The organism is Bifidobacterium sp. M3-N-101 (assembly GCF_023656805.1).
GTDB classification, from domain to species: Bacteria; Actinomycetota; Actinomycetes; order Actinomycetales; family Bifidobacteriaceae; genus Bifidobacterium; species Bifidobacterium breve.
This window is the reverse complement of sequence record NZ_JAMOKQ010000005.1, coordinates 137,256-163,575: the sequence shown is the minus strand read 5'-3', so window position 1 is coordinate 163,575 and position 26,320 is coordinate 137,256. Positions and strand designations below refer to the sequence as shown.

21 protein-coding genes are annotated in these 26,320 nt (G+C 57.4%); 11 read left to right on the top strand and 10 right to left on the bottom strand.

Translation table 11 applies throughout. The annotated features are described in order from the left end of the window. The first annotated feature begins 374 nt into the window (after positions 1-374). Positions 375-596, top strand: a complete 222-nt coding sequence (locus NBH12_RS05280) for a hypothetical protein (RefSeq protein ID WP_014484040.1) — start codon at positions 375-377, stop codon at positions 594-596. 3 nt (positions 597-599) lie between these two features. Here the strand turns inward: NBH12_RS05280 and NBH12_RS05275 are convergent, their stop codons facing one another. The 4 genes from NBH12_RS05275 to pdxS all read right to left on the bottom strand — a co-directional run bounded on the left by NBH12_RS05275 (position 600) and on the right by pdxS (position 4,980). Further along, a complete protein-coding gene (locus NBH12_RS05275) occupies positions 600-1,778 on the bottom strand; it encodes an anion transporter (protein ID WP_025221279.1) in 1,179 nt (392 codons plus the stop codon). An 80-nt stretch (positions 1,779-1,858) separates the two neighbouring features. Next, positions 1,859-3,382 carry a MocR-like pyridoxine biosynthesis transcription factor PdxR gene (pdxR, locus tag NBH12_RS05270; RefSeq protein ID WP_016462331.1) on the bottom strand — a complete coding sequence of 508 codons (1,524 nt, stop codon included), beginning with the start codon at positions 3,380-3,382 and terminating at the stop codon, positions 1,859-1,861. A 57-nt stretch (positions 3,383-3,439) separates the two neighbouring features. Then, entirely contained in the window at positions 3,440-4,078 is a 639-nt protein-coding gene (pdxT, locus tag NBH12_RS05265) for a pyridoxal 5'-phosphate synthase glutaminase subunit PdxT (RefSeq protein WP_015438539.1), read from the bottom strand. A gap of 26 nt (positions 4,079-4,104) precedes the next feature. After that, positions 4,105-4,980, bottom strand: coding sequence for a pyridoxal 5'-phosphate synthase lyase subunit PdxS (pdxS, locus tag NBH12_RS05260; RefSeq protein ID WP_117651058.1), 876 nt, complete (start codon positions 4,978-4,980; stop codon positions 4,105-4,107). Positions 4,981-5,190: 210 nt separating this feature from the next. On the opposite strand from pdxS, the gene NBH12_RS05255 reads away from it, so the two are divergent. Beyond that, positions 5,191-5,421 carry a DUF6364 family protein gene (locus tag NBH12_RS05255; RefSeq protein ID WP_003828530.1) on the top strand — a complete coding sequence of 77 codons (231 nt, stop codon included), beginning with the start codon at positions 5,191-5,193 and terminating at the stop codon, positions 5,419-5,421. Then, on the top strand, positions 5,418-5,840 hold the full coding sequence (locus NBH12_RS05250) for a type II toxin-antitoxin system VapC family toxin (protein ID WP_003828527.1): 423 nt from the start codon (positions 5,418-5,420) through the stop codon (positions 5,838-5,840). Before NBH12_RS05255 ends, NBH12_RS05250 begins: the two co-directional genes overlap by 4 nt. A 48-nt stretch (positions 5,841-5,888) precedes the next feature. Here the strand turns inward: NBH12_RS05250 and dnaG are convergent, their stop codons facing one another. The 3 genes from dnaG to alr form a co-directional block, all read right to left on the bottom strand. Further along, a complete protein-coding gene (dnaG, locus tag NBH12_RS05245) occupies positions 5,889-7,991 on the bottom strand; it encodes a DNA primase (RefSeq protein ID WP_025332128.1) in 2,103 nt (700 codons plus the stop codon). Positions 7,992-8,174: 183 nt separating this feature from the next. After that, a complete protein-coding gene (locus tag NBH12_RS05240) occupies positions 8,175-9,461 on the bottom strand; it encodes a deoxyguanosinetriphosphate triphosphohydrolase (RefSeq protein WP_003828522.1) in 1,287 nt (428 codons plus the stop codon). 39 nt (positions 9,462-9,500) lie between these two features. Then, positions 9,501-10,859: an alanine racemase gene (alr, locus tag NBH12_RS05235; protein WP_250819247.1), complete on the bottom strand. Its 1,359-nt coding sequence runs from the start codon at positions 10,857-10,859 to the stop codon at positions 9,501-9,503. A 187-nt stretch (positions 10,860-11,046) separates the two neighbouring features. On the opposite strand from alr, the gene NBH12_RS05230 reads away from it, so the two are divergent. Then, entirely contained in the window at positions 11,047-12,474 is a 1,428-nt protein-coding gene (locus NBH12_RS05230; protein WP_052789799.1) for an APC family permease, read from the top strand. Between the two features lie 282 nt (positions 12,475-12,756). Next, positions 12,757-13,770: a LacI family DNA-binding transcriptional regulator gene (locus NBH12_RS05225; RefSeq protein WP_223261703.1), complete on the top strand. Its 1,014-nt coding sequence runs from the start codon at positions 12,757-12,759 to the stop codon at positions 13,768-13,770. Between the two features lie 144 nt (positions 13,771-13,914). On the opposite strand, the gene NBH12_RS05220 is transcribed toward NBH12_RS05225, so the two are convergent. Further along, positions 13,915-14,892, bottom strand: a complete 978-nt coding sequence (locus tag NBH12_RS05220) for a LacI family DNA-binding transcriptional regulator (RefSeq protein WP_021649410.1) — start codon at positions 14,890-14,892, stop codon at positions 13,915-13,917. Positions 14,893-15,001: 109 nt separating this feature from the next. Here NBH12_RS05220 and NBH12_RS05215 point away from each other — a divergent pair, with 109 nt between their 5' ends. The 6 genes from NBH12_RS05215 (at position 15,002) to gnd (ending at position 21,874) form a co-directional block, all read left to right on the top strand. Beyond that, the gene (locus NBH12_RS05215; protein ID WP_021649411.1) at positions 15,002-15,550 is read left to right on the top strand and encodes an HIT family protein; all 549 of its coding nucleotides are present in this window, start codon (positions 15,002-15,004) and stop codon (positions 15,548-15,550) included. Between the two features lie 30 nt (positions 15,551-15,580). After that, positions 15,581-17,008 carry a glucuronate isomerase gene (uxaC, locus tag NBH12_RS05210; protein ID WP_021649412.1) on the top strand — a complete coding sequence of 476 codons (1,428 nt, stop codon included), beginning with the start codon at positions 15,581-15,583 and terminating at the stop codon, positions 17,006-17,008. Between the two features lie 35 nt (positions 17,009-17,043). Continuing rightward, positions 17,044-18,438, top strand: coding sequence for a mannitol dehydrogenase family protein (locus NBH12_RS05205; protein WP_021649413.1), 1,395 nt, complete (start codon positions 17,044-17,046; stop codon positions 18,436-18,438). A 98-nt stretch (positions 18,439-18,536) separates the two neighbouring features. Next, entirely contained in the window at positions 18,537-19,784 is a 1,248-nt protein-coding gene (manD, locus tag NBH12_RS05200; protein ID WP_032742980.1) for a D-mannonate dehydratase ManD, read from the top strand. A gap of 73 nt (positions 19,785-19,857) precedes the next feature. Next, positions 19,858-20,379, top strand: coding sequence for a gluconokinase (locus NBH12_RS05195; protein ID WP_021649415.1), 522 nt, complete (start codon positions 19,858-19,860; stop codon positions 20,377-20,379). A gap of 52 nt (positions 20,380-20,431) precedes the next feature. Continuing rightward, positions 20,432-21,874, top strand: a complete 1,443-nt coding sequence (gnd, locus tag NBH12_RS05190) for an NADP-dependent phosphogluconate dehydrogenase (RefSeq protein WP_021649416.1) — start codon at positions 20,432-20,434, stop codon at positions 21,872-21,874. 64 nt (positions 21,875-21,938) lie between these two features. Here gnd and NBH12_RS05185 read toward each other — a convergent pair whose 3' ends face one another. Together NBH12_RS05185 and NBH12_RS05180 are read right to left on the bottom strand one after the other, a co-directional pair. Continuing rightward, on the bottom strand, positions 21,939-23,447 hold the full coding sequence (locus NBH12_RS05185) for an MFS transporter (RefSeq protein ID WP_032742985.1): 1,509 nt from the start codon (positions 23,445-23,447) through the stop codon (positions 21,939-21,941). A gap of 108 nt (positions 23,448-23,555) precedes the next feature. Then, complete coding sequence (locus NBH12_RS05180; protein ID WP_021649418.1) at positions 23,556-26,297, bottom strand: 3-keto-alpha-glucoside-1,2-lyase-like domain-containing protein; 2,742 nt, start codon at positions 26,295-26,297, stop codon at positions 23,556-23,558. Between the last annotated feature and the right edge of the window lie 23 nt (positions 26,298-26,320).

Genomic DNA, 26,320 nt, shown 5'->3' with positions numbered 1-26,320 from the left:
GCTGGTATCGATTCGTCACCAAAGTCAGCGGAAAAACCACCGATTACGGCAAATTGCGCATCACCGTGGAATCCAGCAGTAACACCGACGACCACACCGTCGTCATTGTTCGCGATGAAGATTGAACCATATAGCGTTACGCTGGTCACTTCACGGTAATACACCGCTTCATCGGGCATGCAGATTCTCGCGTGCCCGCTATCGCATGCTTTCCCCGCACATTTTCGAAAGAATCACCCTTAAGGATGAGGGGAAATTGTGTGAAATAAGGGAATAATGGGGGATATCCCCCATAGCGGATGCCGATATGGGCAGCCATGATGGAAATCACGACGGTCACCAGACCGTCGGCCAACGATGAAGGAGTGTGCGGCATGTTTATGAATCTGTTCCGCAGGCAGCGTCCTGCATTGGCGCGTCTGGCTCGCAACTCCAACTCCTATCAGCACCCGATGGCCAAAGCCGTCAACTCATCCCCTATGACGTCAGCGACTTCCGCGACTTCCACTCTGGACGCGGCCATCAGCCAGGTTCACAACATCCCGGTTTCAGCCATGAGCAGGATGTCCGGCTCTCCCACCGTGTATGCCCGATAGGCTCTATTCGATAATCCAGCTCAAGGTCAGCAGCACCACCAAGAACAGCACGTTCACCGCCGAATAGACGGCGAGGTAACGCCCCTTCTTATCCGGGTATTGGCGCGTGACATTCTTATAAGCCACCAGCGAGGCCATGGATGCGATAAGCGTGCCCATACCACCCAGATTGGTGCCGATGATCAGCGCCCGCCATTGATTGCAGAAGCTGGACAGCAGAATGGTGGTAGGCACATTGCTGATTACCTGGCTGGACGCCACCGCCACTTCCAACGGATGGGAACCGACCAGGGTGCGTGCCAGCTCATAGAATTCAGGCACACGGCGCATGTTACCGATGAAAATGAAGAACATGCAGAAGGTCAGCGGCAGTCCCCAGTCCACATATTTGAACACGCGGCGGTCGGTGAACAGGAACGATACGACCACAATCACGCACATGGCCCATAACGGGATGATGCCGGAAACAGCCAGCAGACAGACGATGAACAGCAGTGAATAGATGACCGTGCGCCAGCCGCCGTAACCGGCGCCGTAACCGGTGATGCGGATCTCATCGGGCTGATGTTTGCTGCGTTCGGGAGCGAGCACACCGGTTTCGAGATCGCCCAAATCGCCCACTGGTTTGCTGCCGAACACCACAGATATCACAATGACCAGCAGTATCGCTGCGGTGAAGGAATACGGCGCCATGATGCTGATAAATCGCTTCGTCGACATTTCGGTGAGCGCTTTGAGGTACAGATTGTGCGCGTTGCCGACCGGCGTCAGCATACTGCCCACATTCGCGCCGATGGTCATCAGCGTGGCCACCAGTATGGTCTTATCCTCTTGGCCCGCCATGATAAGCACCGCAATAGCGAATGGCACGAACGTGACCAGGGCGACATCGTTGGTGATGAGCATCGCGGAGAAGAACGTCAATGCCACCAAGGTGAGCACCAGCCCGCGCATGGTGGAAGTACGTTGCAGCAGACGGGAGCCAATGATGCGGAAGATGCCGATGCGCTGAAATCCGCAGACTACAATCATCAGGCAAATCAACTGGCTGATGGTGCTGGCATGGATGTACATGGTGTATTCATCATCCGGAGGTACTACAAAACACGAAATCAGTGCAAGTATTGCGGCAACGACAAGAATCGTTTCATTTTTGGCCACATTGACCAGCCAACGCCGCATTCATTCCTCCATGAACATTCCCGTTACCGCACCTGTTTTATTCTACGCGCAGATTGGCATAAGGTACGTAGTCTCGTCGCTCAGCTGGCCTGAATCGTCCGCTCTAATGCTTCGCAGATGACTCGGATGCCGTCGGTGATATCGGCGGCATCCGGGCGCACGAAGTTGAGACGGATATGGGAATCATCCATTTCGTCAACATCGAACACACTGCCCGGCATGAATGTGACGCCTTGTGAACGGCAGGATTCCAGCACGTCAAGCGAGCGTACGCCCTCCGTCAGGGATAGCCAGATGTAATAGCCTCCGGCCGGCACAGTCCAACGCACGCCGTCTGGGGCGAATCGTTGCAATGCCGCGATTGCGGTGTCTCGCCGCCGCCGATAGGAATCAGTCAGCGTTTGAATATGCTCGGCGATGCGACCTTCCTTAAGCAGCTCCAAGCAAATACGCTGCGATGACGTGCTCGTATGCTGGTCGACCATGCGGCGTAGAGCCGCCAGGCGGTTGATGACGTGCGGGTCGGCCACAATCCACCCTGTGCGCAGGCCCGACGTAACAGTCTTCGAGAACGTGGACAAGTACATCACGTATCCCGCGTTCTCCATGCCCTTGAGCGGTATGGGGCGATGCGAATCGGATGATTTCCCGCCATACCACAGGTCGCCGTAGGCGTCGTCCTCCACGATTAGGCACTGGTAGCGTCGTGCCACGTCGATGAGTTCACTGCGGCGTTCGGGCGGCAGCGTGGTGCCGGTGGGGTTTTGGAACGTGGGAACTGTGTAGATGAGTTTGGGGCGGAATCGCGCGCAATAGCCTTCCAGCAGGTCGGTGCGCATGCCGTGTTCATCGACCGGCACGCCGATGATGCGAGCATCGGCCGAGCGGAACGTTTGCAATGCGGGGAAGAACGTGGATTGTTCGACCAGTACGCAGTCGCCAGGATTGACGAATGCGCGCACGATAAGATCGATGCCTTGCTCGGAACCGGAAAGCACCATCACGTTTCGTACATCGCACTGCACGCCGCGTGTGCTCATATGCTCGGCAAGTAATGCGCGGAGTTCATCGAATCCTTCGATAGGCGATTCTGGCTGACCGTCGAATTCGCGCGATTCGAACGCTTCAATGCTCACTGAACGCAACAAATCGTCGGGAATATCCGCCGGATTAGGCGAGCCGGTGGCAAAGTCGATGATGGTATCGCCGCGTTGCGCCCGCTCAGCCGAGGCAATGTCGTGGTAGGTGAATCGGTTGGAATAGTCGGAGAACAACACCGACCACGGCGGCCGCACAACGCTCGGTTTCGGCTCCTCGTCAATCGGCTTATGTCTCACTACAGGAATCCGGGCAGTCTCAGTATGCTGCAACGGCAGCACGAACGTGCCTTTGCCTACTTTGGAGGCGATGAGTCCCTCATCTTTGAGTTGCTGATAGGCCTGTAATACCGTGGTGCGATTGACCTCGAGGCGTGAGGCTAACTCGCGTTCAGGCGGCAAACGATAGCCCTCAGCCATTGCGCCGGAGACAATCTGTTCACGCAGCTCAGCAGCCAGCTGCCGGTACATCGGCACCGTGCTGCGCCGGTTCAGCGTGAACTGCATGGCAGATCGTCTCCTTGATTCGTCGGTCGAATACCAGTCTAACGGCAGACGAATCGGCTACAGCGACAGGAAGAGCTCATGGATGCGGATGTCGTCCGTGAGCTCGGGATGGAAGGCGGTGGCGAGGATGTTGCCTTGGCGCAGGCCCACCACGTGACCATCGACTTCGGTTTCGACCGTAGCCTCGGGGCCGACCGACACCACGTAGGGCCCACGGATGAACACCAGTGGAAAGTCCGCGATGCGCTGTGGGTCGTCGGCTTGGCCAAAATCAGCGATGGCTTGGAAGCTGCCGAGCTGACGACCGTAAGCATTGCGGCGCACTACAGCGTCGAGCGCGCCGAAGTAGACGTTCTCATCATTGTCGAGCTTCTTGGCCAGCAGAATCATGCCAGCGCAGGTGCCAAGCACCGGTTTGCCGGCCTTGATGTGCGCGGCAAACGGTTCGAACAGGCCGGTGGAACGCAGGAGTTTGCCTTGCGTGGTGGATTCACCGCCAGGCAGGATGACCCGGTCGATGGATTCATCGAAATCCTCGGCCGCGCGCAACAGCTTCCACGGGGCGCCGAGCTTGTCGAGCACCGCCGCATGTTCGGCGAACGCGCCCTGCACGGCCAGAATACCGGTCACGCCGTGCGTGGCGGTTTCGGCGTCTGCGGATTCTTCTTTGGAAATGTATTCAACAGCTACAACCATGTTGTCCTCTCCGGCTTCGGCTCCCGTCACTCGCCGCGAGCGGCCATGATGGTCTGAATCTCGTCCTCGTTGATGCCGACCATGGCTTCGCCTAGGTTTTCGGACAGCTTGGCGAGCAGGTCGGCGTCCTGCCAGTTGGCGGTGGCCTTGACGATGGCGGCGGCGCGCTTGGCCGGGTCGCCGGACTTGAAGATGCCAGAGCCCACGAACACGCCTTCGGCGCCGAGCTCCATCATCAGGGCGGCATCGGCCGGAGTGGCCACGCCACCGGCGGCGAAGTTCACGACGGGCAGGCGGCCGTTGTCATGCACGTACTTGGCCAGGTCGTAGGGCACGGCCAGCTGCTTGGCGGCCTCGTAGACCTCGTCGTCGCACAGGCCGACGAGCTCGCGAATCTGCTTGTTCATGGTGCGCATGTGGCGCACGGCCTGAATCACGTCGCCGGTGCCGGGCTCGCCCTTGGTGCGAATCATGGCAGCACCCTCGGCGATGCGGCGCAGCGCCTCGCCCAGGTTCTTCGCGCCGCACACAAACGGCACGTCGAACTGGTTCTTGTCGATGTGGTACACGTCGTCGGCCGGGGAAAGCACCTCGGATTCGTCGATGTAATCGATTTCGATGGCCTGCAGAATGCGGGCCTCGGCGATGTGGCCGATGCGCACCTTGGCCATAACCGGAATCGAGACGGCTTCCTGAATGCCCTTGATCATGGCCGGGTCGCTCATACGGGAGACGCCGCCGGCGGCGCGAATATCAGCGGGGATGCGCTCCAGCGCCATCACCGCGCACGCGCCGGCATCCTGCGCGATTTTCGCCTGTTCGGGCGTGGTGACGTCCATGATCACTCCGCCCTTGAGCATTTGGGCCAGATTACGGTTGAGTTCCGCACGATTCTGCGTCATGAGTTTCCCTTCGTTTCGACGCTGCTTGGTATCGCGCTTCATTATTGAACGGATCGGATTGGCCCCACCCAAACCAGTCCAATTTGGATGGGGCCAATCCGCAACTTCTGCACCCATCCAATCCAACTTACATCTGACCTTGATTGCTCCTCGAACCGATATACGTATATAATGAAAAAACTATACGTACAGCGACTAGGAGCAGGGGCCATGACCAAACTCACACTCAGCATTGACGAACATACCATCGAGAGGGGCAAACTATACGCCCGTCGACAAGGCCGCACATTGTCTTCCATCGTGGAGGACTACCTTGAATCATTAACGCGAGAGGATTCAACGGCACAGCTATCACCGTCGATTCGCGCGCTCATGGGCATCGGGCAAGGCCCCGCCGACGAAAATGACTACCGATGGCACCTCATGGAGAAGAACTCATGAACAAACTCGTCGTTGACACCAACGTATTTCTTGACGTCATACTGGCTCGACAGCCTATGTGCGAGGCCTCCGCAAGTGTACTCGACCTATCGTCGCACCCCGAATACGACATTCTTATGCCGGCACATTCCGCACCTACTATCGCGTATATCGTAGAGGCAAACGCAAATCGAGCCAAAGCGCGTCAGGCACTATCTCTATGTCTCGGCATCGCCCATGTCGCCGCGTTGGATGAAGCCACAATATTGCGAGGGCTGTCATACGACTTCAAAGACACCGAGGATTCCTTCGTTGCCGCCATCGCGGAACGAGAACGCGCCGACTTCATTATTACCAACAACATAAAGAATTTCGCGCTCTCCCCCATCGCCGCAGTCACACCAATCGAATATCTCAGCCGTCTCGCATCCAAGAAGTAAGCGCACAGAACAAGTAAGCCCCTATGTGAGAGCCGCCGAAAACGCCAATTAGCCAACGGTGTTGCCATAGATTTGGGCTTGGAGGTCTTTGCGGGCGGTTTCCATGCGGGTGATTTGGCCAAGGAGGGTGATTTTCTCTTCGCCGTCGGGCAGTTGGGCCATGCGGCGTTTGGCTAGACCGATCTGGCGCATGAAGCCCATGTCCAATAGTCGGGTGAGCAGTTCGGTGGCGTATCGCTGCTCCTCCGCAGTGGCGGGTCGTAGCTGCATGGCGGCGGCACCAGGCGCACCAGCGTCACCGGGCGCGTTCGGCTGCACGGGTTGCGCACCGTTGCCGCTGTCATCTCCGGGCAAAGGCAGCGGCATGACGGCCAGCTCGTTGATGACCTGATTCAACATAGGCCCGCCGGCCTTGGTGAGGTTGTGCATCCACAGACCCTGCGGGGTGTTGTCGGATGGCAGTCCGCCGGCGGCCGCAATCACCTGAAACAGGGTGCGGAACACCGAAGTCATGAAATGGTCGATGGTCAGCTGGCCGAACATGGTACGGTCGATGGCGCGCGGCACCTGAATCAGTGTGGCCATGAACTGTTGCTCGGCGATGAACACGGCATCATCAATCTTGAAGTATGCCTGCTCGGCGGCATCGCGACGCTCCAGAGTCTTGCGGGCGGCCGGATTGGCATATGGATTAGTGCCGGGTTCCACCCGACGCTCCTCACGGTCGAACCGGCGCTTGGGCGCATAGGCGTCCTCGTCGCGCACGTGCATCTGACGGCGGGCTGTCATCACCTCGCGGCGCATCACCTCGAGATCCACGCCGATACGGCCAGCAGCCTTGCGCGCATAGGCATCCCACAGGGAACGGTCGCGAATCTGTGCCACCAGCGGAGCCACGGCTTTCATTGCCCCCACTTGACCGGGAGTATACGTTAAGTCAAACCGGCCGATGGCGGCATCGATCACGAAGTCATAGAGCGGCTTGGCATTGGCAATCAACGAGCGCACCGCCTCATTGCCTCGTTCGATACGCAGATCGCAGGGGTCAAGATTGTTGTCGGCCACAGCCACAAAGGTCTGGGAAAGGAATGCCGAATCGAGACCAAAGGCGTGCAGTGCGGCTTTCTGGCCAGCGGCATCGCCATCGAACGTGAATACGATACGTGAACTCAATGGCTGGTCTTTGATCTTCAGCGGACCGACCAATTGCACCGCACCCAGAGAATCGTCGGCAATAAGGCGGCGTACGATCTTGGCATGTTCGGCACCGAATGCGGTACCACACGTAGCAATGGCGGTGTCAATGCCGGCCAGATGCATGGCCATCACGTCCGTATAGCCTTCGACGATTACCACCTGCCGCTTCTTGACGATGGCGGATTTGGCCAAATCGATTCCGTAGAGAACCTGGGTCTTACGGTAAAGCTGCGTATCCGGCGTGTTGATGTATTTGGCGGCGATCTGGTCGTCCTCATACAGTTTGCGCGCGCCGAAGCCGAGCGTGCGTCCGGTCGAATCGCGGATGGGCCAGGTCACGCGGCCGCGGAAATAGTCGTAGATGCCGCGCTGGCCTTGGCGGGCCAGGCCGGCGTCGAAGATCTCCTTCTGTGTAAACCCCTTGGATGCCAAATGACGCACGAGATTATCCCAGCCTTGGGGCGCGTAGCCGCAGCCGAAACGTTCGCAGTCGGCTTGGGAGAAGTTGCGGCCGCCGAGCAGTTTGCGGGCGGGCAATGCCTCCTTGGTCAGGATTTGGGAGACGAAGAAACGCTGGGCTTCCTCGCAGGCTTCCAGCAGTCGCGTGCGCTTGGAGCCATTGTTCTCGCGGTTTGGACCGTTGCCACTGTTCTCGTAGTGCAGCTCGATGTGGTACTTGTCGGCGAGTAGTTCCACGGCTTCACGGAAGTCGATGTTCTCGGATTGTTCGACGTATTTGAACACGTCGCCGCCCAAACCGCAACCGAAGCAGTGCCACACGCCGAGCGAGGGGCGCACGTTGAAGCTGCCGGTTTTCTCGTCGTGGAACGGGCATAGGCCGACGAATGTGCCGGTTCCGGAGGGCTTAAGCGTTACGGTCGCGGATACGATGTCATACAGGTCCGCGGCGGCGCGCACCTTCTCGACATCTTCTTTCTTAATCATTCCGACCATAAGTCTCTAGAGTAGCGCCACGTGTGAGACACGGTAGATATGTACCGTTACTTTCTTGGCTCCCCTCACTCGCCTATGGAGACAGCTCTCCTCACCCGAGGGAAGCCAAGGGATAGGTCATAGCTCTCTCAGGGAGGAAAGCTGTCAGCGCAACTGACTGAGGGTGCCCGCCACGGAACAGCCTCAGCACAGGATGGAATGAAGAGCCAAGGCGGAATTGTCGGTTAGGGACGCCACTTGATCGATGGCCACGCGCAAACGTTCATTGTCGTTGGTGGACTCATTCCAATCGGCTAGGAACTGGCTTTCCAGCGCGTCGGAGGGCTGCGGTGAATCGGCCATCAGCACGTCGATCAGGTCCTCGACGATTTTCAGTTCCTCCTGGTGGAACGGCTCCCTCTCACGCGGCGCCATGACGAAATACACGGCGATGCCTTTTAATGCCACAATCTCGTAATTCGTATCCTCGGGAATCACGATATTGGCGGAGTAACGCGTCAACGGTCCCGGTCCGTATGTATCGCGAGTGGCGGTTTCCACCGACCAGCAAAACCGCCCAATCAAGTCGGAGGTGATGTTCTTCAACTGCGCCAAAGCTTGACGTGATCCGTTGAAATGCGCAGGGAACATATGCTCACGCCTGAGTCTCATGAATGCTGCCAACAGCTTATCCGCATCCCACTTGGTCCCATACCAGCCGCGCGTCTGCTCGATGATGTGGTCCAAAATCTGTGAATCGGCGAGCACAATCGGGTCGAAGGCACCAGTGGCGATGGAATCCTCAACATCATGCACCGAATAGGCGATGTCATCCGAAAGATCCATGATCTGGCATTCCATCGGCTTGGTAGCCACAGGCGCGCCGATTTTCAACCATCGGAACACGGGCTCATCATCCGGGTAGACGCAGAACTTCTTGGACCGCTCCCCCTTGGGATGCTGGTCGGCCTCAGCCAAAGTCCACGGATATTTGACCGCCGCATCAAGAGCTGCACGGGTCAGGTTCACACCGGCGGAACGGCCGTCCGGATGGAAGATTTTGGGTTCGAGACGGGTCAGAATGCGCATGGTCTGCGCGTTACCCTCGAATCCGCCAATATTGCGCGCGATTTCGGCGAGCGCCCGCTCCCCGTTGTGCCCGAACGGCGGATGGCCAAGATCATGGGCCAGGCAAGCGCAGTCGACCACATCAGGATCGCAGCCAAGCATTGCGCCTATTTGTCGACCGATTTGGGCGACTTCCAGCGTGTGGGTGAGGCGGGTGCGAGCGAAATCATCGGTACCAGCAATCAGAATCTGGCTTTTCGCGCCGAGACGCCGCAGGGCGGACGAATGTATCAGCCTTGCGCGGTCACGCTCAAAAGCGGTACGGGCTTTGGACTTCGGCGGTTCAGGTGCCCAACGCTCTTCATCAAAGGCACTGTAGCCCTCATCGCTCAGCACCCGTTCCCCATCTTGCGTTGTTTCCATAGTCCAAGCATAGGCCCATATATCGGCTGCCGTACAGTGTTACAGCAGCGTGGCTGGATCGAGCTTGGCGAGGTCGTCAGCGGGCAGCACCTCGGCGGCGTGCTCGTAGAGACGCGGAATGCGATTGCGCAGGCAAGTGAAGACCTCATAGCTGATGGTATCGGCGGCACGGGCCCAGTCGTCGGCAGTGGGCTCCACAAACTGCTCACCACGACCCGGGCCGAACAGTTCGACCGTGTCGCCCTCGTGAACTCCGAGTTCGGCGGCGGAACCGTGCAAATCCACGATGAACTGGTCCATGCACACGCGACCGCAGACGCGGTAGAGCTTCGGGCCCTCGGTGGTCATAATGCGCACTGGCCCGCCCGGCTTCTCCACATGCTTGGCACCTTCCATATCGAATCCGGAGGCGGAGCGGTGGATGCCGTCGGCGTAGCCCAATGGCACGATGGCAGTGGACGTGTTGTCTGGAGTCAGGTACGTGCGGCCGTAGGAGATGCCATGGCCGGCCTCCACATCCTTGACCGTGCCGAGCTGCGCCTGCAGGCGCATGGCCGGGGTCAGATGCCAGTCGCGCGGGGTGCCCATCGCGGGATCGGGCTCGTAGCCGTACAGGCCGATGCCGGGGCGGGTAAGTTCGAAGTGAATCTCCGGGCGGTCCAAAGTGGCCGCCGTGTTGGCCAGGTGACGGATCTCCGGCGGAATGCCGGCCTGTTCCATGCGGCGCGTGAAGTCCTTGAATGTTTCGATCTGGCGGTCGGTGGAGGACACGAATTCGGGCACATCGGGCGAATCGGCCACGGCGAGATGGCTCCACTGACCCACAATATGCAACACGCCCTCTTTGGCGAGCGGCACGAGTTTGGCGAGCGCGGCGTCGAATCCGGCCGGCGTGAAACCGTTGCGACCGAAGCCGGAATCGACCTTGACGTGTACGCGGGCGGGCTTGCCGAGCTTGCGTGCGGCGGCGGCCACGGCATCGATGCCGGGCAGGGAGCCGACCGATACGTCGATATCGGCAGCGATCAGCTCATCGAATGGCACTTCGGTGCCGTTGTAGACCCAAGTCAGAATGCGGCAACGGTCGGGGCCGATGCCGAGCTTGCGCAGCAGCAACGCTTCATGCGATTGCGCGGTGCCGAGCCATGTCGCGCCGCCGGCGAGCGCGGCCAGTGCGGCGGGCAGCAGTCCGTGGCCGTATGCGTCGGCCTTGACCACGCCCATCACCGCCGTGCCGGAGTTCGGGCCGCCGACCACGGAGACCAGGTGGGCCATGTTGTCGCGCATGGTTTTGAGGTTCACGATGGCCTGTGCGGGGTATTGGCGGCGGGCGGCCGCATAGTTGGCCTTGCCCTGCTCGGACGAGAATGCGATTTCGGGTGCTGCGTTCATGCTCATAGGCACCTATTGTTGCGCAGGAATGTGACGTGTGGTCACAATCGTTTGTTTTCGCCCGGCAGTCGTACACTAATGACCGATATGCGGTTTCTCGGAAGCCGCCTTTGATTCCCGGCGTTGAGGCGTGCCGGGATCCCGGAAATCCGTCCGGTCTAGCCCCATATCTTAAGTTTCATGAGAGAAGAACATGGATCTGTTTCGTAAGAAAAGCGTGGATCAGCTTGTCGCCGAATCCACTCCCCTGAAGCGCACGATGCGCACCTTCGATCTGACGATGCTCGGTATCGGCGCGATCATCGGCACCGGTATCTTCGTGCTCACCGGCAAGGGCGCGCTCACCGCCGGCCCGGCCCTGTCCGTATCGTTCCTGCTGGCCGCCGTCTGCTGCGGTTTCGCCGGCCTGTGCTACGCCGAGTTCGCCGCCATGGCTCCGGTCTCCGGCTCGGCCTACTCCTACGCCTATCTGGCGTTCGGCGAGCTCATCGCCTTCGTGATCGGCTGGGATCTGATTCTGGAGTATGCTCTGCAGGCGGCCACCGTGTCCGCCGGCTGGTCGGGATACTTCAACAAGTTGTTGGAAGGCTTCGGACTGCATCTGCCGGTCGAGCTGACCGCCGCCTACGGCACCAACCCGGACGTCACCACCTACTTCAACCTGCCCGGCTTCGTCATCGTGCTGATCATCACGTGGGTGCTGTCCATCGGCATCAACCAGACCAAGCGCACCAACGACGTGATGGTGCTCATCAAGCTCGCCATCATCGTGCTGTTCATCGCATGCGCCGTGTGGTATGTGAAGCCGTCCAACTGGCAGCCGTTCTCCCCGTATGGCATCTACACGTTCCAGCCCGGCTCCACCCAGCCGTACGGCATCGTGCCGGCCGCGTCGATCGTGTTCTTCAGCTTCATCGGCTTCGACGCCGTCTCCTCCTCCGCCGAGGAGACCGTCAACCCAAACAAGACGCTGCCGCGCGGTATCCTGCTCTCGCTGGCCATCTCCACTGTGCTCTACGTCATCATGACCATGATCATGACCGGTGTGGTGCCGTACAAGGAGTTCGCCAAGTACATCGACGCCCCGGTCGCCGGCGTGATCCTGGAAACTGGCATGAACTGGCTCGCGGTGATCGTGAACCTCGGCGCGCTGATCGGCATGACCACGGTGATGCTCGTGCAGCTGTACGGCCAGTCCCGCATCTGCTACGCCATGAGCCGCGACGGCCTGTTCCCGGAGTTCTTCGGCCACGTGCACGAGAAGTACCGTACCCCGTTCAAAGGTACATGGTTCTTCGGTATTCTAACGGCCATCGCCGGCGGTTTCATCAACATCAACGTACTGTTCGAATTGGTGAACATCGGTACGCTGTCGGCGTTCATCATCGTGTCCGCGGGCATTCTGTGGATGCGTAAGACCCAGCCGGACGCACACCGTGGCTTCCGCGCTCCGGGCGTGCCGTTCACGCCAATCTGCGCGATCATTTTCTGCTTCATTCTGATTTGCGGTTTGAATTGGGAGACCTGGGTGCGTTTCGCAATCTGGTTCGCCCTTGGTTTGATCGTGTATTTCGTGTACAGCCGCAAGCATTCCGCATTGAACGAGCCAGGACTGTTCTGATTCGGTTTCAAGCGGGTTGCCAAGCCCACTGCTCAATCTGCCGACGCTTACATACTTCTCATCGTCGGTAGATTGAGCAGTCCCCAATCTGCCGACGATAGAAGGGATGTAAGTGTCGGTAGATTGAGCAGTCCCCAGACCACCGACGGCCACGTGCCCCTCAGCGTCGGTGGTTCGCAGGATTCCCAAACTGCCGACACTCATGCACATCCCATATATATATTGCAATCCGTCACCAGGGGAACGTATAACATATACTGCAAAGAAAATTCCCACACACCGGTGGCGCAAGAGATGTCTAGACACAGAACATATCCCGGAATCGTTGATGTAGCACGCGCAGCAGGTGTATCGCCCTCCACCGTCTCAAGGGCATTCTCTCGTCCAGGCCATGTCAGCGAAGCCACGGCGCAGCAAATCTTCGACACAGCGAACCGACTGGGATATCGTTCCGGTACCATCACGCCACTCACGGTCGGGAAGCCCAAACATCGTCTTATTTTGCTCGCCGTTTCCGATATCAGCAATCCCGCCTTCGCCCAGCTTATCCGCAATACCCAGCATGAATGCATGCGACAAAACTCCGGGCTTCTTATTGCCGACACGGAAGAAACCAAAATGAACGAGCGTGACAGTCTCCACGATCTCAATAATGTAGATGGCGTGCTGCTGGCCTCTTCTCGACTCAGCGATACCATGATTCGTAAATTCGCCCGGCATCATAAAGTAGTCATGATCAACCGTATGGTACGCGGCCTACCGTCCGTGATTCCTGATTACAGGCCAGGGTTCGAATCGGCGGTAGCACGTCTCATCGCACTTGGTCATACCGGTGTCACGTATCTTACCGGCCCAGAGGCTTCTTGGGCGGAAGGTATGCGTTGGCGCACCCTGTCCGATGTATGCAAGGAAAAGAACATGTCACTGAAGCGCCTTCCCTGCAAGGAGCCGACTTTCGAGGCCGGTCGGAAAGCATTCTCGCAATTCATGCAACAGACGGATTCCACTTCCATCATCGCCTACAACGATCTGCAGGCGATGGGATTTATCGCTGCGGCACAGCAACAACAGATAGACGTGCCTCAACGTTTCTCGATTATAGGCATCGACGACATCGCCGACTGCACCCTGCTCTCTCCGACGCTCAGCAGCATACGCATCGACCGCCGCAAAGAAAGCAAAGCCGCGGTAGCCATGCTATTCGATAACGACAATGCGGATGCCCATACTTCTTTGAAAGTACCTACACAGTTCATAGAACGCAATAGCGTTAGCATTCCCGGCTCGGACCACTAGGACATTTCATCCAGACACGCCCCGTTCGCCATGCATAACCCCAACCATCGATCTGGAACCTGAAGGACATCGTCACGAAGCTTGATCAATGCCGATGCAGCATAGCGCCACCGGCATCCCTACCAGGTAAACGCATGGCGTATGTCAATCGCCGGCAGCCCCCACACTACCGCGCATAACGAAATGGGAGCCAATCATAATCGGCTTCAGGGATCGGCGGAGGTTCCCTCCACGCAATTGGCCGATTAATTCATCCGTAGCGGTTTTTCCGATTAAGGTACGATCTATGCGAACCGTTGATAATGCCGGACTGACGATTGCGCTGATGGGGATGTCATCAATTCCCCCAACAGACACCTTTTCTGGGACTTTGATGCCGCAATCCTTCATAGCGGTCATGAATCCGATGGCCATGATGTCGTTATAGGCGATCACCGCGGAGGTGGGGTGCTGGAAGAACTGGGCCACGCAGGATACCCCGCCGCCGTAAGTGGGAGAAGAACCTGGTATGACATTCAGCGCAATGCCTTTTTTCTTGCAGATGCCGGACAGTGTTTCTCGCCTGACCGCATTCTGCCATGAATCCGCAGGCCCTGATAGATAGGTCAACGATTTATGCCCTAAGGAGCATAATTCTTGGAGGAACTTCTCCAAGCCGCCATAGGTATCCGCGATCACCGATTTGACACCGTGAACCGACCGATTAATCAGCACCAAGGGTTTCGCCTTCGCCATTTTTTGAATATTCGCGTCGGACAGACGCGATGATGCAAGCACGATTCCGTCTACGTATTCTTCGGTCAGCATCAGCATGATGTGTTCGATCGAACTCATCTCCTGAGAATCGATGATCATAATCGAATACCCGTATTCCCTGCAGCGATGCTGAATGCTTTTGACGAATTCCGCGTACACCGGATTGCCGATGTCGTTGATGACCACGGCGATCAATTTACCGGAATCATCATTCGACTGCTGAGCATTCTTGCGCGGGACATATCCGACTTTTTCCGCGGCATCGTATATTCGCTTCAAGGTATCGGCATTAACCCGCTCGGGATGTACGAAAGCGCGCGACGCAGTGGCTATGGATATATGCGCGGCCTGGGATACGTCGCTCAAACTGGCATGGCATCGCGCGGCAGATTCACTGCTCACGGTTTCTCCTTCCCCATTTTTCTAACAGATACCTCACCGATTTGCAATGCATCGAGCCATTCAAAACAAATAAATGCAAAATATCACACCTTTTGAAGCCCAAGTATATATTGAAATCGAATTTGCAAACATGACGCACACCGGCAATGTGGCCAACAACCGCAACGTCACATTATTCGTAAAGGATGAGGTATGCCGCAGACAGAAAAAGAACCTTGCGCCTACTGCGATGGGGGGCGAGCTTTTAGACGCATTCGGCATTGCAATCGCCGAATTGCCAGCTTCGAAGCTCGTGCTGTTTAAGGAACAAAGCCATAGGGGTCGCGTCATCGTCGCTTCGAAGCATCACGTTTCCGAAAGCGTAGATTTGCCCGACGAGGAACGGGCCGCGTTTCTCGATGACGTGAATCACGTGGCAAAGGCATTGCACGAGGCCTTCCATCCTGACAAGATCAACTACGGCGCCTATGGCGATGATGGGCATCATCTGCATTTCCACCTCTGCCCCAAATACCGGAACGGATTCGAGTGGAAGACGGTGTTCGCGATGAATCCCGACCGCGTGTATCTTGACGCATCGCAATATCGGGAATTGGCACAAGCCATTATTCAGCACTTGTAAACAAAGCTATTAGTTCCAGGAGTAATTACTATGACATCCGCACTCAATGAAGATCGCCTGCTCCCCGCAGATCCGAGTCAACGATCCACCGCACGACGACTGTACGAGGCGATTAAGGACCGCCCCATCATCTCTCCGCACGGTCATGTGCCCATCGACTGGTTCGCTCAGGATAAGCATTTCAAGAATCCCACAGACCTGTTTATCACACCGGATCATTATGTGACTCGTATCATGCACGGGCACGGTGTTCCGTTCAGCGATTTGGGAGTGGGACAGAAGCATTTCACCGACGAGCAGTCGCGCAATGCCTTCCGCTTGCTGGGAAAGTACTGGTATGCCTATGCAGGCACGCCAATGCGCTATTGGTTCGAGGATTCGCTATCCAACGTATTCGGTATTGACAAGCCCCTCAATGAGGACACCGCCGACAGCATCTACGATGAGCTCAACGAACTTCTAACATCCGACGACTTCACCACGCGCAAACTCGTCAAGCGTTTCAACATTGGTTTCATCTCCACCACCGATGACCCCACCGACGATTTGGCTCTTCACGACCAGGTTCGCGCCGACAGCACGTTCCCGTCGCGCTTCGCTCCCTGCTTCCGCCCGGACCGTTATCTTGAGGTCGACCGTGTGGACTGGGTTCAGCTGTCCGATGCGCTAGGCGAATCGGCCGGCGTGGACACCTCCACCTATGAGGGGTTTGTAGAAGCCATGCGTCGCCGTCGCCTGTTCTTCAAACAGCATGGCGCGGTCGTCTCGGATCATGGCGTGGATTCTTCACGTGAGGGCGACTGGTCCGGAGACACCACCCGACTGTCGGATGATGGGGCAATCCGCCTGTACGACAAGGCACGTCGCAACGCCCTGACCCCAGACGAGGCACATCGACTGCACGCCCATCTGCTCAACGACCAGGCCAAACTCGCACAGGATGACGGCCTGGTGATGACCATGCATCCCGGCGTGATGCGCAACCACTACCGTAGGCAACTCGTCAATTATGGCCCGGATTGCGGAGCCGACTGCCCGATGCCCGCCGACTGGTCGCATTGGCTTCGCCCTGTGCTCAACGAATACGGGGACAATCCCGATTTCCATCTTGTGGCGTTCACCATGGACGAGACCGCATATTCTCGCGAGCTTGCTCCGATGGCGGCATATTATCCGGCACTGTACATCGGCGCACCCTGGTGGTTCCTGGACGCACCGGAATCGATTCTGCGCTATTACGCGGATGTCGTACCCTATGCAGGATTCTCCAAGCTTTCGGGCTTCATCGACGACACCCGCGCACTCTGCTCCATTCCAGCCCGCCACGACATGAACCGCCGCCTGACCGCACGCTATGTTTCCGGCCTGGTCGCCGACCACAGATTGAGCTACGAGGAAGGCGAACAAATCGTCATCCGTTCCGTGGACGGGCAACCATCAGACGTATTCAAACTCTGAAAACCGCAACACCATCCATCCTCCAAGGAGTTTTCATGACCACCGCACCAGATCCCACATCATTGCCGAGGCTGACCCGCGCAGAGCACGGACGCAGCGCCGCGCCGATCCGCATCATCCACTTGGGCATCGGCAACTTCACCCGCGCCCATCAAGCCTGGTATACGGAACACGCACCGGACGCAGCCCAGTGGGGCATTGCCGGATTCACCGGCCGCTCCCGTCGAATGGTCGACAAACTTGACCCGCAAGGCAACGTCTACACGCTGATCACCTCCGCACCGGAAGGCGATTCGTTCGAAGTCATCTCCTCGATCTCGTCCATGCATGAAGGTGGAGACATGGAGGCGCTGCGCAAGTACTTCGTCGACCCGAACGTCTCCATCGTCACGTCCACAGTCACCGAAGCCGGATACAAAAGAGACGCCCACGGCAATCTCAACGTTCACGACACCGACGTATCAGAAGACCTCGCCAAACTCCGCAACGACGTGAACGCATCCGAACTATCCACCGTACCCGCCCGCATCGTAGCCGGTCTGGAAGCGCGACGCGCAGCAGGCGCCGACGCAATCACCATCCTCCCCTGCGACAATCTCGCAGGCAACGGAGCCGCATTCCGCCGCGTAGTCGAACAAGCCATCGAAGCCGTGGATCCCACCCTGCTGGAATGGACCCGCGACAACGTGGCATGGGCCACATCCATGGTCGACCGCATCACGCCGGCCACCACCGACGCCGAACTACGAACCGTGGCGGAAACCAAAGGATGGTACGACGCAGCCCCCGTACGCACAGAACCCTTCCTCGAATGGGTCATCCAAGGAGACTTCCCCAAGGGACGCCCCGCATGGGATGAAGCCGGAGCCGTCATCACAGATGACGTAGAGCCCTACGAGCAGCGCAAACTCTGGATGCTTAACGGCTCGCATTCCACACTCGCCTACGTCGGACCGCTATTCGGCCACGAATCAGTAGCCGAAGCCATCGCCGATCCCAAACTGCAATCATGGGTGAACGAATGGTGGGATCTTGCCGGATCGTACCTATCCGTGTCCAGCGACGACTATCGAGCCAAACTGCTAGAACGCTTCTCCAACCCACGCATCCACCACCACCTCTTCCAAATCGCCACCGATGGTTCGCAAAAACTACCGGTACGCATCGTCCCCGTCGCCAAGCATGCGCTCGCCGAAGGACGCGAAATTACGGCTCCTGCACGAGCCATCGCCGCATGGATCGTATTCCTGCGCAGGTTCGGCGATACACAGGCCAAAGATGTGAACCTCGATGAGGTGAAGAAGCTTGCCAACAGCGGCGACGTCACTTCGGCGGTGTCCTATTTGGACAAGGATCTTGGTGCCAACACCGTCTTCACCAACAAGGTAAACGAGCTTGTTCATGAGCTGTCTTCGACGACGGCCGCATGATCATACACATAAATAAATAATCAAAAACACAAACTTCCTCGCCGCAGGTGGGGACTATGGCGCGGAACGTGCCGCGCCATAAGAGAAAGGAATACACCATGGCAATCGAAAAAGCTGAAGTCTTCGTGACAAGCCCGGGACGCAACTTCGTCGTCTTTCGCATCACCACCACCGACGGCGTCGTTGGACTTGGTGACGCCACCCTGAACGGACGCGAACTTGTTGCCGCGAAATATCTCGAGACCATTGCACCGAGCCTTATCGGCAAGAACGAGGACAACATCGAAGATATTTGGCAGTACCTGTACAAGGGCGCGTACTGGAAGCGTGGTCCGGTGACCATGGCCGCCATCTCCGCCGTGGATGTGGCTCTGTGGGACATCAAAGCCAAGAAGGCAGGCGTTCCGGTCTATGAGCTGCTGGGCGGAGCCTCCCGTACCGGCATTCTGACGTATGCCCACGCCTCTGGTGTGGACTTCCCGAGCCTGTTCGATTCCATTGACATGTACCGTGATATGGGCTTCAAGGCCACCCGTATCCAGTTCGCGCTGCCTGGCATTCCGTCAACCTATGGTGTTGCCGGCTCGGCCAATGCACAGCAGGGCGCCGGCGAGAAGGGTCTGCGCTACGACTATGAACCTGCACGTCGTACCACGGTGCCTGTCGAGGAGGTCTGGGATGCCCGCACGTACCTCAACACGCTGCCGGGAGTCTTCGAAGAGGTTCGTAACAAGTACGGCAAGGATCTTATCCTGCTGCATGATTCCCACCACCGTCTGAGCCCGATTCAGGCTGCACGCTTCGGCAAGCTGCTTGAACCGTATGACCTGTTCTGGATGGAAGATTCCACCCCGGCCGAGGAGAACCAGGAATTCCTGCGCGTTGTCCGTCAACACACCACCACACCGATCGCCATCGGCGAAATCATCAACTCCTGGACCGATTACATCACCCTGATCAAGGAACAGCTCATCGATTACGTGCGCTCCGCCGTCACCCACACCGGTGGTCTGACCCACATGAAGAAGCTCATGGCCTTCGCCGAGCTGTTCGGCGTCAAGTCCGGCTTCCATGGTCCGACCGATGTCTCTCCGGTCGGCATGGCCGCGAACCTGCATCTTGATCTGGCGATTCCGAACTTCGGCATTCAGGAGTACATGAAGCATTCGGATGAGACCCTTGAGGTGTTCCACACCTCGTACATGTTCAAGGATGGATACCTGCACCCGGGCAACAAGCCTGGCCTGGGCGTCGACTTCGACGAGAAGCTGGCTGCCAAGTATCCGTACCAGCCGGCTCCGCTGCCCGTTGACCGTCTGCTTGACGGCACCATGCACGAGTGGTGATTGAGCCATCGGTTTTCATCGGGCGACCGGAACGTATTCGAGTCTGGTCGCCCTTTCCATTCAAGGAGAATCCATGCTTGATTCCAATGTCAAACCCGTCAGCCTGGTTGTTATGGGCGTAACGGGCACCGGCAAAACGACCTTGGCTGAGGAGCTCGTACGCAAATTGGGGTGGCCGTATGCCGAAGCCGATGATTTCCATCCACAAGCCAATATCGACAAAATGGCCTCCGGCCATCCACTGACAGACGAGGATCGCTGGCCTTGGCTGCGCAGCCTACGCGATTGGATCACCGAGCAGGCAGGCAAAGGGTCCAGCACCATTGTCACCTGCTCCGCATTGAAGCGCGCATATCGTGACATATTGCGCGAAGCCGATGCACAAGTAGTCTTTGTGGAGCTCGATCTTGACAAGGACGATATCGCCGAGCGTATGGAGCAACGCGAGCATTTCATGCCCGTCACGCTTCTGCAATCGCAGCTTGACACCCTTGAGCCTCTTCAGTCCGATGAGCATGGCATACGACTGGTATCCAACCAAACTCCGGAAGTGCTATGCCAAGAAGCATTGCGCCGACTGAAGCTAGCGAAATAGGCTCAATCCATATTCGACGTTCATTAATACCAAAAGCAAAGGGATACAATCCATGACAGCACAAGCCAACATCGGCGTTATCGGTCTCGCTGCAATGGGCAGCAATCTGGCTCGCAACCTTGCCCACCATGGCAATACCGTGGCACTGTTCAATCGTCACTACTCCCGCACGGAAAAGCTGATCGCGGAGCATGGCATCGAAGGCATTTTCGTCCCCGCCAAGACCATGGAGGAATTCGCCGCTTCCCTGCAGCGTCCGCGCACCGCCATCATCATGGTCAAGGCCGGCGCCCCCACCGATGCCGTGATTAAGCAGCTTGAGGAGGTTTTCGAGCCTGGCGATATCATTGTCGATGGCGGAAACTCCTATTTCAAAGACACCATCAAGCGTGAAAAGGAAGTCCGTGCTGCAGGATTCCACTTTGTCGGCTGCGGCGTGTCCGGCGGCGAGGAAGGCGCCTTGAACGGCCCGTCCCTGATGCCAGGAGGCACCGCGGAATCATGGAAGACGCTTGGACCGATTCTGGAATCCATCGCCGCTAAGGTCGATGGCGAGCCTTGCGCCACGCATATCGGTACCGATGGCGCCGGTCATTTCGTCAAAATGGTACACAACGGCATCGAGTACGCCGACATGCAGGTTATCGGCGAAGCCTATGACATTCTGCGCCGTGGCCTAGGGCTCTTCCCCGAAGCAATCGGCGACGTGTTTGCCGATTGGAATAAGGGCGATCTTGATTCCTACCTCATCGAAATCACCGCCGATATCCTTCATGAGAAGGATGAACGTACCGGCAAGCCGCTGGTCGACGTGGTCGTCGACCAGGCAGGTATGAAGGGCACTGGCACATGGACTGTGCAGACTGCGTTGGAGTTCGGCTCGCCCGTTACCGGCATCGGCGAGGCCGTGTTCGCACGCGCACTGTCAAGCCACCCGGAATTGAGGCAGGCAGCACAGGAGAATACGCCTGCTGGTCCTAACAAGGCCATTGCAACGGAAGATCAGGCGGCCTTCATCGAGGATGTGCGTCGTGCACTGCTCGCTTCCAAGATCATCGCCTATTCTCAAGGACTTAATGAGATCGAAGACGGTGCCAAGCAGTACGGCTGGGATATCGACTTGGGAGCCGTTGCCAAGATCTGGCGCGGCGGCTGCATTATCCGAGCGAAATTCCTCAACCGCATCACCGACGCCTACACCAATGGGCACCCGGCTGCCTTGGCACTTGATCCGTATTTCGCCAAGTTCCTTGCCGATGCCCAGGATTCCTGGCGCCGAGTCATCAAGGCCGCCATTGATGCAGGTATTCCGACACCTGTGTTCTCCAGCTCTCTGACCTATTACGATGGCTTGCGTTCGAAGCGTCTGCCAACTGCTTTGACGCAGGCACAGCGCGACTTCTTCGGAGCACACACTTACGGCCGAGTGGATATGCCTGGCGTGTTCCATAAGTTGTGGGCAGAGCCCGGTCGCCCGGAGGAACAGCAGTCCTGATAGGGAGCCGATAGAAACAACAAAGCCGATGCGTTTATGCATCGGCTTTGTTGTTTCTTATTTGCTATTTCCAACATTCCTCATAGGAAAGTCCGGTAAGCCGTTCCACGGTACGCCGAACGGATGCATTAACCTCTGTCTTGTCTCCCCCAGCCCGCAGTCGATCGACCTCATGCAGCACGTCAAAATCGGTCCGCTGATTGATGGCAAGGCACGATGAGACAATCCAGCATACAATCATCGCAACGGTGTAAAAGCCCAGCATGACCGCGGCAATGCCGATCGACGCCTCTCGAGACTGCCGTGGCAGTGAGGAATCGAACCCTACCATGGTAAGGACCAGGCCGACACCAATGGTGACGATTCCCGAGCCGAGCTGGCGGAGGCTTGATTGCACACTGGAAAAAGTAGCCGAACGGTACCTACGCGTAACAATCTGATCGATATCCGGCATGAATACCAATACCGTCCATGGCAAATACCCCACAAGCGCCTTGAACACGAAAAACCATAGCGATGCGGCAACTGCGAGCACCATCCACACAGCACTAGGCAGAGCACCGGTCAACACCCATGCCAAGGCCAGCCATGCCACACCAAGCAGCATGCCCGCAAAAGCGAAGGCATAGAGCCGGCGCACCCCGAACTTCACCACTGCCTTGCCGAACAACGGCATCAGTGGCAACGAAACAACCGTGCAGCCCAGCAACAGCGAGGCAAAAGCAGCGGTTTTGTTCCAGTCGTACAGAACGAAGAACAGGAAGGTCTGCCCGAACACATCGGATGATGTCTGTACTAGGAGAAAGATCACCAGATGCTTGCGGAATTCGCGAATACGCAATGTCGTGGCGTACTCGCGTATCACATGTGCCGCCCGGCGAATCCACCCACGCAGCCCAAGACATGTCTCATGCACCGTACCGTTGGCGTATTCGCCGAAGCCGGCCTGCTCGGGTGTCATCTCCCATGTGGTCTTCCATGTGACCGCTACGGCGCAGGCGAACAGCACCGTCGAGATGATGCCCACCACCATATAGGCGGTTGCCTTGGTCTCGCCAAACATCGACAACGCCCAGCTTCCGGCGAGTGGGATGAATGTGGCTGCGGCTGTGGAAATGAACATTCGCGTGGTCGACAATTTCGTTCGCTGGCTGAAGTCCTTCGTCATCTCGCCGGCCAACGGGTTGTAACAGGCTTGGAATGCCTGAGCCAGCATCACCCACAGCACATACACACACGCATATAGCCACACCGAAGAACCGGGAATCCATAGCAGTATGCCGATAAACAGCGAAGGAGCGATGATCATCAGCATGAAATGACGCCGGCCGAATCTGCGCCCGATGCGGTACCGATACAGATTGTCGTCGAGGACTCCGAACAGCAGTGCGGACACTGCGCTGATTATGGCGCTGGTGCCGATGATTCCCTGCGCGACGCTAATGTTCATTCCGCAAAAACGCGTCCAGAACAAAGCCAGATAGGTGGTCACCAATGCAAGTTGGCCGCCTCCGAAGAAATCACCTGCCCCGAACCCCAATGCCGACCATATCGATATGGTCTTCGGATGCACCCTGCTGGGCTTATCTGGCTTATCTGATTTATCAGACCGGATGGATTGTGATTCTTGCTGATTCCTCGCTGCCATATCTTCTGTCAATCACGTTTATGCTGTTATGAATTATGACAACGTTCCGATGGCATCAACCGACCATGTTGCATGGCTGGCCAGTTGCAGTGTAATCGTATGCCTGCCTTTTGGCAGCCCCTCGACTCTCAACTGCGTCCGTAATGATCCCTCATTGGGCATCGTCGGCATGTTCTCGGCGAATAGTATGCCGTCAACAATCGCATTCACACGCACAGTGCCATCTGATGGCCCGAATACGTCAAGTCCTGTGCCTATGAACGTATGCGTTAGTGAGGATCCCGGATCGTTTGTCGTTGAGATGGAACGCATATAGGTGAACATGCCCTGGCCATTGCGGTGAAGCCAATTGCCGTCGTAGCGGATAATTGGCGAACGTGAGTCGTCCCAACTCACCATATGCATGTCGTCGATAAGCGCTGTGCAGTAGGGGCTGAAACCATCGATGCGTTCAACACGCAAATTGGAGAAACGCACATGATCGAAGCTGCTGCCCAGATTGATACGGCCGGCTGACTGTGGGCGATCATCGATCCAGCTTGTTACCAAGGCCCCGTTGACCCACATGCTGACGCATGCTCCCGATACTTCAAGAGACAACGTGAACCATTGTCCACTTTCACGAGGAAATACCGGTTTGCCTGCACGCAATGCGGATTGCCTAAGGTCCTCGAAATGGCCGCGTCTTTTTTCGTCACCGTACCGCCGTAACAGCCATAGGCCATCCGCGCGCAGCTTGACATCATAGCCGCAGATGTCGGTGGTGAACTTGTCGCCGCCCATCTCGCGGGCGCCCAACAGCACGTATGGTGCACGGCCTGCATAGTCCTCGAATTTCACATCGACCGAGACTCGGTAATTGGTCCAACGCATATCGCCGATTGCGGTGCGCGGGTCGCCTTCAATCCAAGTGTTGCCCGCCTGGGTCGCGCTGATCTGCTGGCGCAGTACATGACCACGTTCATTATCCGGCACGATTTCAAATGCGCCGTTGCTATCGGTGGTGTACCGTGCGCTTGCGCCGGCATCACCGCCACGCGATTGCAGATACTCCTCCGTCGCGAGGTGTTGGGCATGCACGACTTCGACCGGCTCGAACTGCTCATAGGCGAAGTCGTCGGCGTACAGCAGTCCGCGACTTGCGTCAGCATCGAGCACCGCACGGGTTCCTTCCGCAGTTGACGGTATGGCGTATGGCTCGACGTCGGCAAGGGTGGTGGCCGTGACCATCGACCATGGGAGCACGGTGACGGTGAATGTTCCGTTCTCCGCTGCGACGCTTCCCACATGACGGCGCCATGACGCGTCATATGCCTCGCCTGGGCGCGCCGCTATCGTCTGCCAGATTTCAAGCTGCTTTGACGAAGCGGCAAGATTCTTGTCCACGGTGATGCGGTAGCTCTTTTCAAATGCCGAATCGTTGACGATCACCGTGCTGAAATCGCTGCCATCTGGGGCGGCCAGCGTCAGATAACTGGGCTCTCCGTGGCGGGCACCATTAACAGGATTGTTACCGCCGACCCTGCATGCGGACGCATCGGGGATGGCACGCCAGATATGCGGTTCTTCGCCTTCTTCCTCCCATCCCAGTTCGGCGTATTTGGCAAAATGCTCCAGTACCGCGCAGCCTACATCGTAATACAGCCACCCGCTCCACGGGTCTCTGGCCGAGATCAGCTCTTTGGCCGCGTACTCCATATGCTCGTAGCACGCGCCTATGGCCGGCTGGTATATGGCATGGGTTCGCCTGGAGCACACGAACCCCTTGATCAGGGTATTCGCCATTTCCAATGGGCCGTTTTGCCCGCCGATGCCTGTACTCACATATTCGCCGAAGCGCTCATTCCCATTGGCATGATCGAATGCATCGGCACGTTCCGTGGCTTTGAGTCCATCGCCGTTGGTGTTGTTGGGACGATCGGCCGAGTTGGAGAACACCGCCTGGGCTTCAGAGTTCCAAATCTCTTTATCGTATTCGTCGGCAAGACGCGTGAAATTGCCGTTCTGGTCGTCCTCGACGGAATAGTGGTATGCAGCGATATCCATGGCCTTGAGATACTCAGGGGTAGCCAGCACGTCACCGGCAAAAGTTCCTGTACACTCTTCATCAGAAGTGATAACCCTGATTTGGCGGAACAGTCTGCGCTCCTCATCCGAAATCCACCCTCTGTTAACATCATCGGGACCATTGCCTTCAAATCCAACGTCGTCGGTACGCACCTGCTTGGCGAATTCGGCGATCCAATCCATATCCGCGGTACGTTCGTTGACATCGGGATTCACCGAATCGGCCATAATGCCGTATCGGCGATATACCGCCAGAATCGTGTTCTTATACCAGTGGTAGACATCATCGTTGGTATGCACCCATGTAGGGGCGGACCAGCGCAATATGCTCAGATGAATGCCAGGGTTGTACAGACTTGCATCGGCGGCAAGCTGGAAGCCCGGCTCACGCGCTACAACCGGATATTCATCATGTGTCCGCATGGTCGCTGGATCGGGCCCTGTGGAGTTGTTGCGGTCATTGCCCATTTCGACCTTGACGGTATTCATCATCGGACGTCGACCGCCGAACAGTGTCTCGATCAATTTCCAGTACACTTTGGGATGATCCGCTTTGTAATCCATAAGAAGACTTGACGTGGCGTTGCCCGACAGCACGCCGAATCCCTTATAGGTAAGGCCATGAACGCTCTTGGCGGCATTATGCACGGCCTCCTGCGTCAGGTGGATATCAACAGAGTGATCGGCGTTGAATTCGTTATTGCTCATAATATTGCCTCGTTGCAATCGTT

Excerpts from the sequence above, each read along its gene's own strand:
- NBH12_RS05280 (WP_014484040.1), top strand. The coding sequence starts at position 375 with ATGTTTATGAATCTGTTCCGCAGGCAGCGTCCTGCATTGGCGCGTCTG.
- NBH12_RS05275 (WP_025221279.1), bottom strand. The coding sequence starts at position 1,778 with ATGCGGCGTTGGCTGGTCAATGTGGCCAAAAATGAAACGATTCTTGTC.
- pdxR (WP_016462331.1), bottom strand. The coding sequence starts at position 3,382 with ATGCAGTTCACGCTGAACCGGCGCAGCACGGTGCCGATGTACCGGCAG.
- pdxT (WP_015438539.1), bottom strand. The coding sequence starts at position 4,078 with ATGGTTGTAGCTGTTGAATACATTTCCAAAGAAGAATCCGCAGACGCC.
- pdxS (WP_117651058.1), bottom strand. The coding sequence starts at position 4,980 with ATGACGCAGAATCGTGCGGAACTCAACCGTAATCTGGCCCAAATGCTC.
- NBH12_RS05255 (WP_003828530.1), top strand. The coding sequence starts at position 5,191 with ATGACCAAACTCACACTCAGCATTGACGAACATACCATCGAGAGGGGC.
- NBH12_RS05250 (WP_003828527.1), top strand. The coding sequence starts at position 5,418 with ATGAACAAACTCGTCGTTGACACCAACGTATTTCTTGACGTCATACTG.
- dnaG (WP_025332128.1), bottom strand. The coding sequence starts at position 7,991 with ATGGTCGGAATGATTAAGAAAGAAGATGTCGAGAAGGTGCGCGCCGCC.
- NBH12_RS05240 (WP_003828522.1), bottom strand. The coding sequence starts at position 9,461 with ATGGAAACAACGCAAGATGGGGAACGGGTGCTGAGCGATGAGGGCTAC.
- alr (WP_250819247.1), bottom strand. The coding sequence starts at position 10,859 with ATGAGCATGAACGCAGCACCCGAAATCGCATTCTCGTCCGAGCAGGGC.
- NBH12_RS05230 (WP_052789799.1), top strand. The coding sequence starts at position 11,047 with ATGGATCTGTTTCGTAAGAAAAGCGTGGATCAGCTTGTCGCCGAATCC.
- NBH12_RS05215 (WP_021649411.1), top strand. The coding sequence starts at position 15,002 with ATGCAAAATATCACACCTTTTGAAGCCCAAGTATATATTGAAATCGAA.
- uxaC (WP_021649412.1), top strand. The coding sequence starts at position 15,581 with ATGACATCCGCACTCAATGAAGATCGCCTGCTCCCCGCAGATCCGAGT.
- NBH12_RS05205 (WP_021649413.1), top strand. The coding sequence starts at position 17,044 with ATGACCACCGCACCAGATCCCACATCATTGCCGAGGCTGACCCGCGCA.
- manD (WP_032742980.1), top strand. The coding sequence starts at position 18,537 with ATGGCAATCGAAAAAGCTGAAGTCTTCGTGACAAGCCCGGGACGCAAC.
- NBH12_RS05195 (WP_021649415.1), top strand. The coding sequence starts at position 19,858 with ATGCTTGATTCCAATGTCAAACCCGTCAGCCTGGTTGTTATGGGCGTA.
- gnd (WP_021649416.1), top strand. The coding sequence starts at position 20,432 with ATGACAGCACAAGCCAACATCGGCGTTATCGGTCTCGCTGCAATGGGC.
- NBH12_RS05180 (WP_021649418.1), bottom strand. The coding sequence starts at position 26,297 with ATGAGCAATAACGAATTCAACGCCGATCACTCTGTTGATATCCACCTG.